Annotated in this window: 14 protein-coding genes and 1 rRNA gene; 7 read left to right on the forward strand and 8 right to left on the reverse strand. The window is 59.5% G+C overall.

Translation table 11 applies throughout. From position 1 onward, the window contains the following. Positions 1 to 132: 132 nt before the first annotated feature. The 4 genes from rrf (at position 133) to U367_RS0122675 (ending at position 3,971) form a co-directional block, all read left to right on the forward strand. A 5S ribosomal RNA gene (gene rrf / locus U367_RS0122660) occupies positions 133 to 248 on the forward strand. Between the two features lie 157 nt (positions 249 to 405). Further along, a complete protein-coding gene (locus U367_RS0122665) occupies positions 406 to 1,065 on the forward strand; it encodes a paraquat-inducible protein A (RefSeq protein WP_028618679.1) in 660 nt (219 codons plus the stop codon). Continuing rightward, positions 1,052 to 1,675 (forward strand): paraquat-inducible protein A, encoded by a 624-nt coding sequence (locus tag U367_RS0122670; protein WP_028618680.1) that lies wholly within the window; start codon positions 1,052 to 1,054, stop codon positions 1,673 to 1,675. The genes U367_RS0122665 and U367_RS0122670 overlap by 14 nt, the downstream gene beginning before the upstream one ends. After that, entirely contained in the window at positions 1,668 to 3,971 is a 2,304-nt protein-coding gene (locus U367_RS0122675; RefSeq protein WP_028618681.1) for a PqiB family protein, read from the forward strand. Before U367_RS0122670 ends, U367_RS0122675 begins: the two co-directional genes overlap by 8 nt. 167 nt (positions 3,972 to 4,138) lie before the next feature. Here the strand turns inward: U367_RS0122675 and mksF are convergent, their stop codons facing one another. Genes mksF through mksB form a run of 3 tightly spaced genes read right to left on the reverse strand, consistent with a single transcriptional unit; the run spans position 4,139 to position 8,950 of the window. Then, complete coding sequence (gene mksF / locus U367_RS0122680) at positions 4,139 to 6,979, reverse strand: Mks condensin complex protein MksF (protein WP_028618682.1); 2,841 nt, start codon at positions 6,977 to 6,979, stop codon at positions 4,139 to 4,141. Next, positions 6,976 to 7,683, reverse strand: coding sequence for an Mks condensin complex protein MksE (gene mksE / locus U367_RS0122685; RefSeq protein WP_016974932.1), 708 nt, complete (start codon positions 7,681 to 7,683; stop codon positions 6,976 to 6,978). The genes mksF and mksE overlap by 4 nt, the downstream gene beginning before the upstream one ends. Further along, positions 7,673 to 8,950, reverse strand: coding sequence for an Mks condensin complex protein MksB (mksB, locus tag U367_RS0122690; RefSeq protein WP_028618683.1), 1,278 nt, complete (start codon positions 8,948 to 8,950; stop codon positions 7,673 to 7,675). Before mksB ends, mksE begins: the two co-directional genes overlap by 11 nt. A 187-nt stretch (positions 8,951 to 9,137) precedes the next feature. Here mksB and U367_RS0122695 point away from each other — a divergent pair, with 187 nt between their 5' ends. Next, a complete protein-coding gene (locus tag U367_RS0122695) occupies positions 9,138 to 9,884 on the forward strand; it encodes a hypothetical protein (protein ID WP_050587915.1) in 747 nt (248 codons plus the stop codon). Further along, positions 9,877 to 10,329, forward strand: a complete 453-nt coding sequence (gene rimI / locus U367_RS0122700) for a ribosomal protein S18-alanine N-acetyltransferase (RefSeq protein WP_005784514.1) — start codon at positions 9,877 to 9,879, stop codon at positions 10,327 to 10,329. Before U367_RS0122695 ends, rimI begins: the two co-directional genes overlap by 8 nt. 111 nt (positions 10,330 to 10,440) lie before the next feature. Here the strand turns inward: rimI and U367_RS0122705 are convergent, their stop codons facing one another. Continuing rightward, entirely contained in the window at positions 10,441 to 10,845 is a 405-nt protein-coding gene (locus U367_RS0122705) for a hypothetical protein (RefSeq protein ID WP_028618685.1), read from the reverse strand. Between the two features lie 154 nt (positions 10,846 to 10,999). On the opposite strand from U367_RS0122705, the gene can reads away from it, so the two are divergent. After that, positions 11,000 to 11,644, forward strand: coding sequence for a carbonate dehydratase (gene can, locus U367_RS0122710; protein WP_028618686.1), 645 nt, complete (start codon positions 11,000 to 11,002; stop codon positions 11,642 to 11,644). Here can and U367_RS0122715 read toward each other — a convergent pair. The 4 genes from U367_RS0122715 to U367_RS0122730 all read right to left on the reverse strand — a co-directional run bounded on the left by U367_RS0122715 (position 11,641) and on the right by U367_RS0122730 (position 15,703). Further along, a complete protein-coding gene (locus U367_RS0122715; protein WP_028618687.1) occupies positions 11,641 to 12,162 on the reverse strand; it encodes an SET domain-containing protein-lysine N-methyltransferase in 522 nt (173 codons plus the stop codon). The two genes, can and U367_RS0122715, sit on opposite strands and share 4 nt — an antisense overlap. A 145-nt stretch (positions 12,163 to 12,307) precedes the next feature. Continuing rightward, positions 12,308 to 13,477 carry a hypothetical protein gene (locus U367_RS0122720; protein WP_028618688.1) on the reverse strand — a complete coding sequence of 390 codons (1,170 nt, stop codon included), beginning with the start codon at positions 13,475 to 13,477 and terminating at the stop codon, positions 12,308 to 12,310. Between the two features lie 122 nt (positions 13,478 to 13,599). Continuing rightward, on the reverse strand, positions 13,600 to 15,300 hold the full coding sequence (gene acpA, locus U367_RS0122725) for an acid phosphatase (protein WP_028618689.1): 1,701 nt from the start codon (positions 15,298 to 15,300) through the stop codon (positions 13,600 to 13,602). A gap of 82 nt (positions 15,301 to 15,382) precedes the next feature. Continuing rightward, positions 15,383 to 15,703 carry a hypothetical protein gene (locus U367_RS0122730; RefSeq protein ID WP_028618690.1) on the reverse strand — a complete coding sequence of 107 codons (321 nt, stop codon included), beginning with the start codon at positions 15,701 to 15,703 and terminating at the stop codon, positions 15,383 to 15,385. Between the last annotated feature and the right edge of the window lie 68 nt (positions 15,704 to 15,771).

Below are 15,771 nucleotides of genomic sequence, written 5' to 3' on the forward strand. Positions count from 1 at the left end.
TCTAACGAGCATCAGATTGCGGTGTGTGAAGACGAAAATGAACCGAAAGTTCGACGCTCACAAAACACCGAAAGCTGTCACATACCCAATTTGCTGAAGCGAGGCATAAGCCACGATTCAGTACCCGAATTTCTTGACGACCATAGAGCATTGGAACCACCTGATCCCATCCCGAACTCAGCAGTGAAACGATGCATCGCCGATGGTAGTGTGGGGTTTCCCCATGTGAGAGTAGGTCATCGTCAAGATTAAATTCCGAAACCCCATTTGCGAAAGCAGATGGGGTTTTGTTTTGGGCGGTCGAAAACGTTGGCACCGCAAATCCCCCGACAAATTTGCACAGTTATTTCTGAACCAGACCACTAGAATAGGCACCTAACCTTTTTTAGAGTCCGAGCCCTACTTATGCCCGATCCGGTTGATGCCCTTGAGGTATCAGATTTACCACTGGACGACCTGGTGGCATGCCATGAGTGCGACTTGCTGATGCGCAAACCAGTGCTCGCCCTCGGCGAAAAAGCCCAATGCCCGCGTTGCGGTTACGAGCTGTACGCTCACCGCCACAACGTCGTTGAGCGAAGCCTCGCCTTGGTGCTGGCGGCGTTGCTGTTGTACATTCCCGCGAACTTTTTGCCGATCATGCAGCTCAATCTACTTGGGCAGTCCTCTGAAGACACCGTGTGGAGTGGCGTCGTCGCTCTGTTTGATACCGGCATGCAAGGCGTCGCCGCTGTCGTCTTCTTGTGCAGCATGGGCATTCCCTTGCTCAAGCTACTTTGCCAATTGGCAGTCTTGCTTAGTATTCGCTGGAACATCGGCCGCAGTTATGGACTGTTGTTGTACCGCATTTACCATCACATGAAAGACTGGGGGATGTTGGAGGTCTATCTGATGGGCGTACTGGTGGCTATCGTTAAACTCGCCGACATGGCTGCCATCACGGTGGGCCTCGGTCTTGCCTGTTTTGTAAGCTTATTAATGGTTCAGGTGCTGCTTGAGGTGGTGATGTCGCCCCACCAGATCTGGCAGGCGTTGTCAGGGGAGGATGACCATGCGGGCGATTGATGCAGGCATTCTGATTTGTACCGAATGCCACGAGTTGAACAAACAAGACGCTGATAGCGACGAGCAACTCTGCACGCGCTGCGGTGCACTGATCCATGCGCGCCGCCCCAATAGCCTCACACGCACTTGGGCGTTGCTGATCACTGCGGCGATTTTGTACATCCCCGCTAATCTGCTTCCCATCATGACGATCAATTCCTTGGGGCAGGGGGATCCGAGTACCATCATGGCCGGCGTGATCCAACTGGTGCAGCACGGCATGTTCCCTATCGCTGCCGTGGTGTTTATCGCCAGTATCCTGGTGCCCACGTTCAAGCTGGTCGGCATAGGTCTGCTACTGTTCTCGGTGCAGCGTCACCAACCGCTCTCCGCGCGACAACGTATTGTGATGTACCGTTTTATCGAATTCATTGGCCGTTGGTCCATGCTGGATATCTTCGTGATCGCCATCCTGGTGGCGGTTGTAAACTTTGGGCGGCTTGCCAGTGTCGAGGCCAATCTCGGTGCTGCAGCGTTCGCCAGTGTGGTGATCTTGACGATGCTTGCCGCAGTAACTTTTGATCCCCGACTGATTTGGGATAACACGGAGTCGGACGACGACCATGAGTGATTTGCCTAAAGCTAAAACCCGCCCCGCCTCCAATTGGTCGGCTATTTGGGTACTGCCCCTGATTGCCCTCATCATCGGTGGATGGCTGGGATGGCGTGCCTATTCCCAACAGGGCATCGATATTCAGGTGCGCTTTGAAAGCGGCGAAGGCATCCAGGTCAACAAGACCGAAGTGGTCTACAAAGGCATGCCGGTGGGTAAGGTCAAGGCCCTGGCCTTGGACGACGAAGGCAACAATCGCGGGGTGATCGCCACCATCGAGATGAACAAGGACGTCGAACAATACCTCAAGACCAACACGCGCTTCTGGCTGGTCAAGCCGAGTGTCAGCCTTGCCGGTATCACCGGCCTGGAAACCCTGGTGTCAGGTAACTACATCGCCGCCAGCCCAGGCGACGGTGAACCGACGCGCAAATTCAAGGCGCTCTCCGAAGAGCCGCCTTTGTCCGACGCCAAACCGGGCCTGCATCTGACCGTCAAAGCCGACCGCCTTGGCTCGCTCAACCGTGGCAGTCCGGTGTTCTACAAACAGATCCAAGTTGGCCAAGTCAAAAGCTACCTGCTCTCTGAAGACCAGAGCACGGTCGAGATCAAGGTCTACATCGAACCGACCTATGCCAGCTTGGTGCGCAAACACACACGTTTCTGGAACGCCAGTGGCATCAGCATCGACGCCAACCTTTCCGGTGTAAAGGTGCGCAGCGAATCACTTTCCAGCATCGTTGCTGGGGGCATCGCTTTCGCCACGCCGGAGAACCGCAAGGACAGCCCGCCGACTGATCCGAGCCTGCCCTTCCGTTTGTACGAAGATTTCGACGCCGCCGCAGCCGGCATCAGGGTCAAGGTCAAGCTCACCGACTTCGAAGGCCTTCAGGCGGGGCGCACCCCTGTCATGTACAAAGGCATCCAGGTCGGCAGCCTGAAAACCCTGAAGATCAACCCAGACCTTTCCAGTGCCAACGCGGAACTGACACTAGATCCCCTGGCCGAAGATTATCTGGTACAGGACACGCAATTCTGGGTCGTCAAGCCGTCTATTTCCCTGGCAGGAATCACTGGGCTTGAAGCCTTGGTCAAGGGTAACTACATCGCCATTCGCCCAGGAGATAAAGGGACCCCACCACAACGCGAGTACGTTGCCCGCGCCAAGGCACCGCCTTTGGACCTGCGTTCCCCTGGCCTGCACATGGTGCTGTTCACCGATAACCTCGGCTCCCTGGATGTCGGCAGCCCCATCCTCTACAAACAGGTCAAGGTCGGCTCGGTACAGAGCTACCAGTTCTCACGCAAGAACAAGCAATTGGTGATCGGCGTCCACATCGAGAAGGAATACGAAAATCTGGTCAACGGCTCGACGCGCTTTTGGAATGCCAGCGGCGTCACCCTGACCGGTGGCCTCACCGGTGGAATCCAGGTCAAGAGTGAATCCCTGGCTAGCCTGATGGCCGGTGGTATCGCCTTCGAAACCCCAGAGCAGAACGTGCCGCTGAAAAAACGCATCCCGCGTTTCCGTCTGTTTGCCGACCGTGAGGCCGCCAACCAGCACGGCACCCTGGTGACCATCAAGGTCGACCGCGCCGACGGTATGCGCCCTGGCACGCCTGTGCGTTTCAAGGGCCTGGACGTGGGCAAGATTGAAAGTGTCGATCTCAGCGCCGACATGCAGTCAGTACTGCTCAGCGCCCGTATCACCCAGGTGGCAGACCGCATTGCACGCGTTGGTAGCCAATTCTGGGTAGTCAAGCCTGAGCTGGGCCTGATGAAAACGTCCAACCTGGAAACCCTGGTCACCGGGCAATACATTGAAGTCCAACCCGCGACGAAAAATGCCGGCCCACAAAAGAGTTTCGTCGCGCTGGATCAACCGCCAGAAGCAGTGCATCAGGAAGCTGGCTTGAGCCTGACCCTCAGCGCCGCGCGCCGTGGTTCGCTGAAAGAAGGTGTACCGGTCACTTACCGTGAAGTCACCGTTGGCAAGGTGACCGGCTACGAATTGGGTCAGACCGCAGACCGCGTATTGATCCATATCCTGATCGAGCCTAAATATGCACCACTGGTGCGAGGCGGTAGCCGCTTCTGGAATACCAGTGGGTTTGGCCTCGACTTCGGTCTATTCAAAGGCGCTACTGTGCGTACTGAATCCTTGGAGACGTTGGTTGCCGGTGGCATCGCCTTCGCGACACCGGACGGCGAGCGCATGGGTAATGCCGCTAGGCCACAACAAACCTTCCCGCTGTTCGACAAGTTTGAAGATGAATGGCTGACCTGGGCGCCTAAAATCCCACTCGGCAAATAAACTGAGTTGCGGTTATCGCGGGCAAGCCCGGTTCCCACATTGGAATGCCTATCTCTGTGGGAGCCGGGCTTGCCCGCGATAGGGGCCTTAAAATCACTACACATTTCATGCGCAAAAAAAGGCCGCGATCTGGAAGATCGCGGCCTTTTGCATTTCAGCGAAACAAATCAGACCTCATCCAACTCCGGCTCATCCGCCTGCACATTCATCGTCGCTTTCACCACATCGTGGCGACGGATGTACTTCCAGTCCGCCTCATCGATATAGATCCCGTTCGGTCCGCTGCCACCTTCCAGGTCGATCGCCACCTGGGCTGACACCTGCGGCTTAACACTGGCCAGGATCGGCACAAAACCCAGCTGCAAGCTGGTCTCCAGCAAGGCTGCCTGGTTCTTCTCATCAATGTCCGCCGCCTCGTCGAGGTAGTACGGCAAGCGCACGCGTCCGGCCTGGTCGCGGTCCATCAAGTGCAGCAACAAGTACATGTTGGTCAGCGCCTTGATGGTCATGGTGGTGCCGTTGGACGCGGCACCATCGATGTCGGTATGGATCACCGGCTGGCCATGCACCTTGGTGATCTCGAACGCCAGTTCGAACAAGTCCTTAAGGCCCAACTGGTTATGGTTGGCAGCTACCAGGCGAGCCAGGTATTCCTTGGCTTCTTCGTTCTTGTTGTCCTGCTCGGCACTTTGGCTCAGATCGAACACCGACAGTGTCTCGCCTTCTTCATACTGGCCCGCACTGTGGATGATCTGGTCGATGTGCTTGAGCGCTTCCTTGTTCGGCGCCAGCACGATGCGGAAGCTTTGCAGGTTGGAGACCTGGCGTTTGTTGATCTCACGGTTGAACAACGCCAGTTGGTGTTCAAGGCTGTCATAGTCGCTACGGATATTGCGCAGGGTCCGCGCAATGTCGGTGACCGCCGCACGACGAGCCTTGCCCAGCGTCAGTGCTTCGTCGGTACGGTGCGCATAGGCGTTGATCAGCAGCTGCAGGCGACGCTCAACGTCATCCTCGCTGTCGAACTTGGCCACGCCCTTGAGGCGTACCTGGGCGTACAGCGCCTCGATCTGGCCATCGGCGCGCAACAGACCTTGCCAGCTGTCCTGATAGTCATTGAGCAGTGGCAGCAGATTGTCCATGGAGTCATCGACCGGGTCCATGAACGGCGTGCCGAACGGCAAGTCTGCCGGCAGCAACTGGCGACGGCGCAGCGCGTCATCCAGTGTGCGTTGCTTGGCTTCCATATCGCCGATCTGACGGCCCACCAGTTGCAGCTTGGCCGACAGTTGCTGAACGCGCTCGGTGAACGCATCGCTGGAGCGCTTCAGTTCATCCTGCGCCGCTTCCATCTGCGCCAGGTTTTCCAGCTTCTCGCCTTCTTCTGCGCTCAGGGTTTGCGCGCGGCGGAAATCTTCCAGGGCTTTTTGCGCATCCAGTACCTGCTGGTACAACGCTTCGGTCTGGGTTTTGCTCGCGGCGCGGTCAGAGGCTACGGCTTGTTGGGTTTTCAGTTGCTTGAGTTCTTTCTCCAGGCGTTCTTTCTGGTCGCGCAACGCCGCGCGGTCTGCCAAGGCTTGCAACGCCGGCGGTTCAATATGAGAGATGTCGATGGACAGCCCTGGCACTTCAAAGCGCTCGCCCTTGAAGCCATCGAGGATCTGCTCCAGGGATTTGACCCACTGGCCATCCTCGTCCAGGGTGATTCCGTGCTCGCCCAACGGCAGGCTGAACAACGAACTGTTGAACAGGCGCATCAGACGCTCGACGTCCTGCTGTGAGAATTCCTCCCGCAGCTTGGCGTAGCTGTTGTTGTCGGCGTGATCGAGCTGCTGCTTGACCGACTTCAGGCGCTTTTCCAGGTCGCGCAGACGCTCGTCCAGATCTTCTGCGCTGAACTGTCGGGACTGCGCAAGGGCGCCCGCCAATTCATCGTGGGCATCCTTGGCCGCCAGCAACTGCTGCTCCAGCACTTTCACGTCATCCACCAGAGCAAAGCGATGCTTGAGCACCGACAGCTCGCCCAACCAACGCTGAATACCACTGATCTCACGCTCCAGGCGCATCAACTCCTGGGTGCCGCCGCGCTGGTCGTTCTGCAGCGCGTCCTGCTCATTACGGTAGTGCTCGGCCTGAATGGTCAGCTCTTCCTTGCGCGCACTGGCGTAGTCCGACCAGGTGCCAAGCAACGAATCGAGCAATGGCGACAGACGATGCAGTTTGCCGCGCAACACATCGCGCTGGCGAACGCCATTGGACAGGGCCTCGACTAATGGCCCTGCGGCCACCAGCGAGTTGTAATCCTGCTCCATGCGTCTTACATCGCGGAACGCTTCTTCGCACGCGGCGATGTAATCCACGCTGCCGGACCGCAGGCTATGTTCAAACGCATCGAGGAACAGCTGCTTGAGCTTGGCCGCGGTGATTTCGCGCATATGCAGCAGGTTGATAAACAGCGCTCGGAAGGTCTTCAGGCTCTGCTCACTGGTAGAGCGCAGGGGAATCAGCGTGAGGTCCAGCGGGATCGACGTGTGGCCGCCCACCAGCAAACGACGCAGTTCATCCGGCTTGAGTTCGTAGGCTTTCAGGCCTTCGCGCTCAAGGTTGGTGAACAGCTCTTTCTGACGCAGGCACGTGTCGTTCTTCTGGTAGTGAGCCAAATCCAGCTTGCCTGCATAGGCAAAGAACTGGTGACCGAAACCACCGCCCGGGCCGCGTCCGACCACGCCGATCACGTGCGGGCCGTGGGGCAGCGAGACTTCCACCAGGATGTAGCTGGTGTCGGTGGCAAAGTAGAAGCGCCGCGATTGTTCCAGGGTGTACTTGCCGAAACTCATGTCCGACATGCGCGCCAGGATTGGGAACTGCAAGGCGTTGATCGACGCGGATTTACCCAGGTTGTTCGCGCCATACACCGACAGCGGTTCTTCCAGCGGGAACAAACCCAGGCTGTAACCGGCAGTGTTCAATAGGGCGAAGCGGCGGATGCCGTAGCGTTCCTTACTCATGCGTCGGTCTCCTGTTCTTCGGCAATGGCGCGGGCCAGGGCGTCTTCTTCGCTTTCGTCCGCAAAGTCACTCAAGTCCAGCGGGTCATCGGTTTTCAGCAATTTCTCATCACTGTCTTCGTCGATGATCACCGGTGCCGGCAGCGGCAACACGCTGTGCACGCTGGCCGCGAGATCACGGTCTTGCTGCACCGACAGGCACACATCAAGGAAACGGTGCATGGGCGGCAGGAAGCGATAGATACCGTTGTCTTCGCTGGCAAAACCCAGCTGGGTCATGCGGCGCATGATTTTTTCTTCGAGTTCTTCCTGGGTTTGCACTTCGGCCTGGATAAACAGGTCGCGGTACTTCTCCAGCAGCGACGGCAGTTCATCACGGCCCAGGCTGCCACCATCGAGCACGGCAATCGGGTCGCGGCCCTGGTCGGCCAGGTGCTCGACGATGATGAAGGTAAACAAAGCCAGGCGCTGGGCGGTCTTGTTCACCTGCGCGGCGGCCACGGCGGTGTCCGGCACGAAGTAGTAGAAGCCACGGGTATCGCACACCAGTTCAAAGCCCAGGGCCTTGAACAGCGTGCGGTACTGGTCCTGGAAGTTCGACAGTTGCGCGTACAGCTCCGGGTCGCGGCGGCTGACGTGATAACCCTTGAACAGCTCGCGAAAGATCGGCGCCAGTTGGGACAGTTCGGATAGATCAAGATGCATGGGGTGTACTCGCAGAGTGCTCGGCGGCGTCGGATCCGGCCGGGAGCAGGGCGAAGGAGCGCAGGCTGACCTGGTGCTCGGTTGTGTGGTACTCGCGGCGTTCCAGGCGTTCGCGCTTGAAGCGTTTTTCGCGGGACAGGCGTGAGAACCAGTACAGCAATTCGTCGGTGGCGCCGTCCGGTTCCTGCTCCAGCAGCCAGGTCATCAGGTCCGGCATCGGCAGCGCGTCTTCGCAGCGCTCGAGCATCTCCTTGACCGTGCGCGGCGCGCGCTGGGCGTCGCCCTTGTGGGACTTGTGCGCCTTGGGGAACCGTGCCGGTTTCGGCTCGAAATTCGCCAGGGCATACACATACGCCTCGACCTGGCTGGCACTGCCGAGAAAGGTACTTTGCGGTCGGGTAAACATCGGCATCGCCGCTTGCGGCACCGCGTCCAGGCCCTTGCGGCGAATCGCCGACAACGCCAGCGCCGCGCCACGGGTCACGGCGTTGTGCCGGCGCGCTTCTTCACGCAGCGGCAGCAGCAGTTCCCTCGCATGACGTAGAGTCAGTTGGGCGCTGGTCTGCATTTCGAGGATGCGTGCGTGGGTACGCAGCAACATGTCATCGTCCACCAGGTGGCCGAGTCGTTGCTGCTCGGTGAGCATGCGCAGCAGCACATTTTCCACCTTGCGCACGCCTTGTTCGAAGGCGCCATCGGCGTTCACCAGTTGGATCATCGGTTCGACGTATTCGTCCCAGGTCGCCAGGACTTCGGCGTAACGCTGGCGCAACGGGATCTGCCGGTCGCTGGTCTTGGCCCGGTCGGCCACGGCGGCGAGGGCCTGTTCGTCATTGGCGAGCTTTTTCAGCACGTCCCGCACGCGCATGTCGAGCAGGCGCAGTTGGCGGGCGAGGTCGTGGCCATCACGGATGTCGAAGGCGTCCTGGATATAACCGGCCAGGCGCTCGAGGTGGCGCAGGTAGGCTTCGATTTCCAGGCACAGGCCAAGCCGGTGCTCCTTGCGAAGATAAGCCAGGAAGTCATGGATCTGTGCGTTGAGCTCGAAACGGTTCGGGCTCTTGGCGACAGGCACCAGGATGTCCAGGCGAATCCACACGTCCAACAGGCTGGTAATGTCCTGTGGCGTGCTGTCCAGTTGTTGGGCCGCCAATTGCGCGCGCAACTCGCCAAGGCTCAAGGTGCCTTGGTCGAAGTGTTCGCACAGTGGCTCAAGCAGGGCCCAGTGTTCGGCGAGGGCGCGCAAGACGCGCTTGGGTTCGATCATCGGAATGGCCGGCTGGTTGGCGATTAAAAGTCGCGATTGTACTGCATCGGACGCGGGATTTATCCACAGCCGGTCAGTGCGCAGTGGGCGATTGTTGCCGAACAGCGGTAGAATCCCCGCTCTTTAGTTATCCACAAGTGGCCGAGCTGTGCTTATCGAGTCCCGACGTCGCGCTTACTTGACCGCCATGCAGGTGGTCAACTGGCTGCCCCGCACCGAACTGCCGTTTGCCGCGCCCTCGCGGCCGGAGCTGTTGCAGGCGCTTGAGCCCTATGAGGCGTTCGAGTCGTCGGGCGAGGAGGCGGCCGCGCCGGTGGCGGTGGTCAAGCCTGCACCTGAAACGCGCCCGGTCGTTGAGCGGGCGAAGGTCGAAGTACCGCGGCCGTCACCGGTGACCAAGGCAGCCAAGGTCGTGGAAGAGGTAGCCCCGGTGGTCAAGGCCCCGGTGGTGCCACCACCGCGTTTCGCCCTGCAATTGCTGCGGGCCGGACGCTGCCTGCTGCTGGTCGAGTTGCCTACCGGCGAACGCTTCCAGACCCGCGACCCCGCCTACATGCTGCTCAAGGACATGCTGCGCGCCGCCGGCTTGCCCGACAGCCCGCAAATCGTCGGGGACCCGGTGCGCTGGCCGCTGCTGGTGCGCGGCAACATGGACCAGGGTCCGGAAGCGGCTCGGGATTTTGTGCAAGGTTTTGTGTCGGCACGCCTGGAAGACGAACCCTGCGTGTGCCTGTGGCTGATCGGCCTGCCTGCGGTGCGCTTTGCCGGCGAAGCCAATGCCGAAGCCTGGTACCGCGAACTGCAGGTCGAAGGCCTGGGCTCGGTGTGGGCCCTGCCGGGCCTGGAATTATTAATGGAAGAGCCACAGCGTAAGGCTGATGTCTGGCAAGCCATGCGCCGGCTGATGGCGCGCTGGAAAACAACCGATGAGTGAGGCTTTATCCTTTCGCCCGATGACCGAGGCTGACCTCGACGCCGTGCTGAAAATCGAATACGCGGCGTTCAGCCACCCCTGGACCCGTGGGATCTTTCTCGACGGGCTGGGCAAATACCAGATCTGGTTGATGTTTGAAGGTGAACAGCAAGTAGGACATGGGGTGGTGCAGATCATCCTTGATGAGGCGCACCTGCTGAACATCACCGTCAAGCCGGAAAACCAGGGCCGAGGCCTTGGCCTGGCGCTGTTGGAACACCTGATGTCCCGCGCCTACGCCGCCAGTGCGCGTGAGTGCTTCCTGGAAGTGCGCGACAGCAATACCGGCGCGTTCCGCCTGTATGAGCGTTATGGCTTCAACGAAATCGGCCGTCGGCGGGATTACTACCCCGCCGTGGGTGGCCGCGAAGATGCGGTCGTCATGGCTTGCACGCTGGTCGACTAAACGACACGCCCTTGTAGGAGCCCGGCTTGCCGGCGATGGCGATCTTGAGAGCGCTATCGCCGGCACGCCGGGCTCCTACAGGTCGGGGTTAATAGTCTGGGCGAAGGTGAATCAGGGTTTACCGTCTATCGGGTCGATATCCGCCAGTTCGGCCTCATCCAACCCAGTACCCCCGCCAATTTCATCTTCATCGACGATGCTCAGGTCGTAATCCGCCGGGTTATCCTCGCCTTCTTCCCGGGCATCGCGCGCACCATCCTCACGGATCAACGTTTCCGGGCTTAAATCATCATCCGTCGGCTCGTGATCATCTGTGGACGCGCCGGTTAGACCTGCTTCACGCACCCGTTCGTCGGGCATTCGGTGTTCACGTTCGCGACGAGGGATCTCATCGCCGATCTCCGCCGTCGGTTCCTCTTCGTCAAAATCCAGTTCGCGCATCGAGCCCATGCGGTCCTCATTGTCATCTATGGGTTCAGGCTGCGTAGCGCCGTAGGGACGTCGTGATTCAGTCATGGCTAATCCTCATACTGTGGGGCTTATAGTGTGTGGACAGGCTGCGCGGCCCAAAGATTCAAGCTAATTCACGCTTGTTATTCACCGGCAGGGCGTGACCTGGACGTGGGGTTGTCAGTCACAAAACTGCGCATCATTCCTGAGGCTTTCCCTGATGAACGAACTACAAGACCTGCTTGATAACAACGAACGCTGGGCGGACGCGATCAAACAGGAAGATCCCGAATTCTTCGCCAAGCTCGCCCGCCAGCAAACCCCGGAATACCTGTGGATCGGCTGTTCCGACGCCCGCGTGCCGGCAAACGAGATCGTGGGCATGCTGCCGGGTGACCTGTTTGTGCACCGCAACGTGGCCAACGTGGTGCTGCACACCGACCTCAATTGCCTGTCGGTGATCCAGTACGCAGTGGACGTGCTCAAGGTCAAACACATCCTCGTTACCGGCCACTATGGCTGCGGTGGCGTGCGCGCCTCGATGCAGGACCGCCAATTCGGCCTGATCGACGGCTGGCTGCGCACCATTCGCGACCTCTATTACGAAAACCGTGACGTGCTGGCCCAGTTGCCGACCGAAGAAGAGCGCGTCGACCGTATGTGCGAGCTGAACGTGATCCAGCAAGTGGCCAACGTCGGCCACACCAGCATTGTGCAAAATGCCTGGCACCGTGGGCAGAGCCTGTCGATCCATGGCTGCATCTACGGCATCAAGGATGGGCGCTGGAAGAGCTTGAACACCACGATCAGTGGTTTCGAGCAGTTGCCGCCGCAGTATCGCCTGCGTCCGTTGGGTGACGCCTAAGGGCGTTTGCGCTCACGCCACTGGGCCATGAACGCCTGGCCCTCGGCGTTCAGCAGCTCGTCGTGACCGGTAATCCAGCCTCGGCAGTTCAGCTCTCCGCATTGGCATGCGAACTGCCGGAACAGCACGTCTTCGGTCATGGCGTAATCCATGGTCAGCAGCTCGCCTGGGTGGATTTCACACAGGGCCCAGACCTCCAGATAGTGCAGGTCGAGAAACACATTCGGTTTGCATGAATGTGAAAACAGGCCACTGAACCAACAGTCGTAGAGGTGGGTACGCGACGATAGCTGCAACGTGTGCAGGCGTCGCTCGCTCAGGGCGTAGCCGGAGACTTTGGCGATGCACACACGGCTGTCAAAGGCCGTGCGTGCCCTGATTCCGACCCCCACGCCTTCAATGTTCAGCACCACTTCGAATTTCTCGCTCGAAGGGTAGCCCTTACCGAGCGTGGGCTTGAACGGGTAGAGACAGTCGCTCACAGCAGTTTCAGCCTTATCCTTGGCCTGAGTTTTCATGACTCTCCTGGTTTAGGCTGCATCGACTTGCGGGTGGTGTCTGACTACCAGTCTTGCAGCTGATGGGCGCCGCCCCAGACTCGCTGAAGATGGGGCCGATTTCTACTGTCAATGTTGACAGTAGAAATCGGTCTTTTTGTACGAACTACAGCGCCGGGGCCGCAATGGTTGGGGTGGGGGCGGCATTCTTGAGTTGTTTCAACTGCGTCTTGATGGCGGGCGTGGCGCATTTCGCGTTCGCATCCTCCGGGGACAAGTTGCGCACCGAGGTGTAGAACAATTCACAGGTCTGCTCCTTGCGTGTGACCTGCCACGTATTCATGCACGCCTTGAGCAACACGTTCGGATCACTCGCGGGTTTCTGACCCATTCCGGCCTGCCAGCAGGCGGCGCTCAGGTCTTGCCCCATCACCTTCAAGCCGGCCTCGTCGGCTTTCTGTTCATTACCGTCGTAGGTGTCGGGGCTTGCGGCATACCAGATGTAGCTTGGATGGTTGGCGCCCAGCACTGACACGCTCTTGCCTGCCGTCGGGCTGATCTGCGCCAGGCCCAGCACTCCCACGGTCTGGCCGTACTGCTGCTTGATCCAGTTTCGCACCGGTGCGCCAAACGCCACCATCGGCAATGCGCCTTTGGAGGGCAGGCTCAGTTCCTGGACCATGCGTGTCTGGTAGTCGGTGAAGTAGCTGTAGACGGTTTCCAGGTCCTTGCCCGCGTTGGAGGGCGCGGCGATGGGGGCGATATCGATGATGGTCTGGTAAGCCGGCGTTTCGGTGGCCGGGATGCCATTGTCCGTGAGCAGGGTGGCCCAGCGGTCGGTGGTGGCGGATTCCAGATAGTCCTGGGCCTGGGTCAGCGAGTAATCCGGCGGGAAGTGCAGCAGTTCGATGCTCTTGCGGTTTTCCAGGGCCATGCCTAATGGCAGGAACAAGTACCAGTTGTAGGCCCATTTGCCGTCAGTGTTGAGTTTGTTGGCGCCTTGGTAGGCCAGGTCGGCGGTATTGAGCAGCGTGGTCAGGGGGTGACCGTAACTGTCAGGCACACCGCTGAAGGTCGCTGAGACCTGCCCGTCATGGGTCTTGACGCTGACTTTAGCGCGGCTGTAGCCATCCCGTTGCAGGCTCTGGTTCAAATAATGTTCAGCCGTCTGCTCCAGCGTCCATGGCCGAAAGCAGATCACATTGCAATTGTTGGGGAAGGCGAACAGTTGGGTCACGCGTTGCGTACTCCCCAATGGCACCTCGATGTCGGCCTGTACGACCGCACTCGCCATCAGTGCGGCCAGGGTGAAGGACAACCTGGTCGGTTTAAACATTGTTGTTTCCTTGTCAGCGAAAGCCCGTCTGCGCGGGGTGAAAGCCCACCTCCACACAGTAGCGGTTGACCAGGAAAACCGCGTGTTAAATCGCCAGGCGTGTCGCTATTGGATAAGAAAACCTACAGGCTGAACTGTAACGCGTTGCTCAAGTCGCCCATGGGTTTCTGGCCACGGGCGGTCATCGCGTCGTCCCGCTGTTTGAGGCCGTCCAATGTCTCCAACTGGAATACGCGGGTGATCAAGCGCAGGATCGACGCCGTGTCGTACACCGTATGGTCCACCGTGCCTTTGCGCGCGAATGGCGACACCACAATCGCCGGAACCCGCGTGCCAGGGCCCCAGCGGTCGCCCTTGGGCGGTGCCACGTGGTCCCACCAACCACCGTTTTCATCGACGGTGACCACCACCACCATGTTTTTCCACTGTGGGCTCTCTTGCAGCACCTTCAAGGCACGGGCGATATGGCGGTCGCCCGAGGCCACGTCGGCGTAGCCAGCATGCATATTCAGGTTGCCCTGAGGCTTGTAGAAGGTCACAGCGGGCAGTTTGCCGGCTTGGGCGTCGGCGAAGAACTTGTTGGTGCTGGACTCATCACCCAAACCGCCATCGCGCAGGCGCTTGTCACGCTCGGCGCGATTCTCCGGGCCTTGCTGCTTGAAGTAATTGAATGGCTGGTGGTGATACTGGAAGTTAGGAATCTTCGGGATACCGCCCGAATCCTTGAACTGCTCCAAGGTGGCTTGCCAAGCACCGGCATACCAGGCCCAGTCGACATTCTTTTTCGAGAGTTTGTCGCCGATGTGTTCGTGGGTTTGCGGAACCAGCACGTTGGGCAGGTCGGGTTTGGAGTAATCTGGGTTTTCCGGGTCGCGGATCCAGGTCGGCCAGTAAGGCGGCGCCAGGGTGTTCACGCCGTAACCGTCCGGGGTCAACGCACTAGGGCCGAACTGTGGCGGGCCGGTCATCGCGCTGGCCGGGGACTTGTCCAACGGCTTGAGGCGCGGGTCGGTTGGGTCATCGCTTTGCAGCGTGGCGATCTGCGCCTTAGCCACCGATTGCGCGGCATTCGGGTAAAACGGCGCGGTGGCGCTGATCAGGTACTGATGGTTGAGGAACGAGCCACCAAATGCCCCCTGGAAGAAGTTGTCGCAGAGTACAAACTCCTTGGCCACGTCCCACAGGCGCAGGGAATAACGGCTCTGGGCGTAATGACCCATCACCAGGCCGCCCGAGTCGGCCCAGGCGACGAAGTTGTCGTTCTTGCCGCCGTTGATCTGCATCTGGTTCTGGTAGAACACGTGCCACAAGTCCCGGGTGACCAGGCTCAGGGGCAGGTCTTCCGCGTTCGGGCCCTTAAGCGCGAACGGTGCGTTAGGCAGGTTTTCCTGGAATTGCACTTCGCTGGGGTAGGTCACCCCGTCCACCGTTTGCGGCCCGACTTGCAGCACGCCACCCCAGGCCGGTGGCAGGGTGGTCAGCGGGCTGCCGTCGCGATCGCGTTGCTGTGTGTCGGCGGCGGACAGTGCTGACAGCGGTTTCTCCACCCCCGGGAAATCTGCAAACAGATTGTTGAAGCTGCGGTTCTCGGCATAGATCACCACCACGGTTTTCACCTGATCGTGCAGTGCCTTGTCTAACTCTTGCGACGTGAGCGGACGTGCAACCGGTTTGCCCGGCGCTTCGCTGGTGTTGCCGCAGGCACTTAACGTCGCGCCGACCCCCAACACCGCTGCGCCTCCCAGGAAGCGCCGGCGGCTGGTGTCGACCGGCGGCTGGGCTGCGGAATCGGGGGAAGGGCGGTCTTCGTGCTCGTCACTCATTGCGGGGGAGTCCTTGGCGAAATGTTGCAAGATATTTCGCAGGACGGTAGCAATGCAATGTGACGGAACGAAGACAGTGATTTCACAGCAGACGCAGTGCCAGTTGGCTGCCGGCGCGCAAGTACTCCACTTGGGCCGTCACCGCATCCTTGACGATGGCCTCGCCCGTGTCGGTCAGCTTGGCCTTCTTTGCATCGATGACACTGGTCTGCAACAACTGCATCGCCACGTCGATCGATTTCTGGAACGCGGTGATGTTGTTATGCAGGCCGAACTCCTTGATCACGGCGGCCATGCGGCGGTCGGCGTCGTCGCGCAATGTTCGGTATTCAGGAACCGAAACCTTGTCGTCCTTGTAGATATCAGTGATCAGTTCTTCCAGCGATTTGGAGAGGGGCGTCATCGGATTTTCCTTGGTGTCAGGTGAGGAGAAAGCCGAGACAGGTTAATCAAAGGCATTGGCGGGAGGAG

Origin of the sequence: Pseudomonas canadensis, from assembly GCF_000503215.1 — a bacterium.
Classification (GTDB): Bacteria; Pseudomonadota; Gammaproteobacteria; order Pseudomonadales; family Pseudomonadaceae; genus Aquipseudomonas; species Aquipseudomonas canadensis.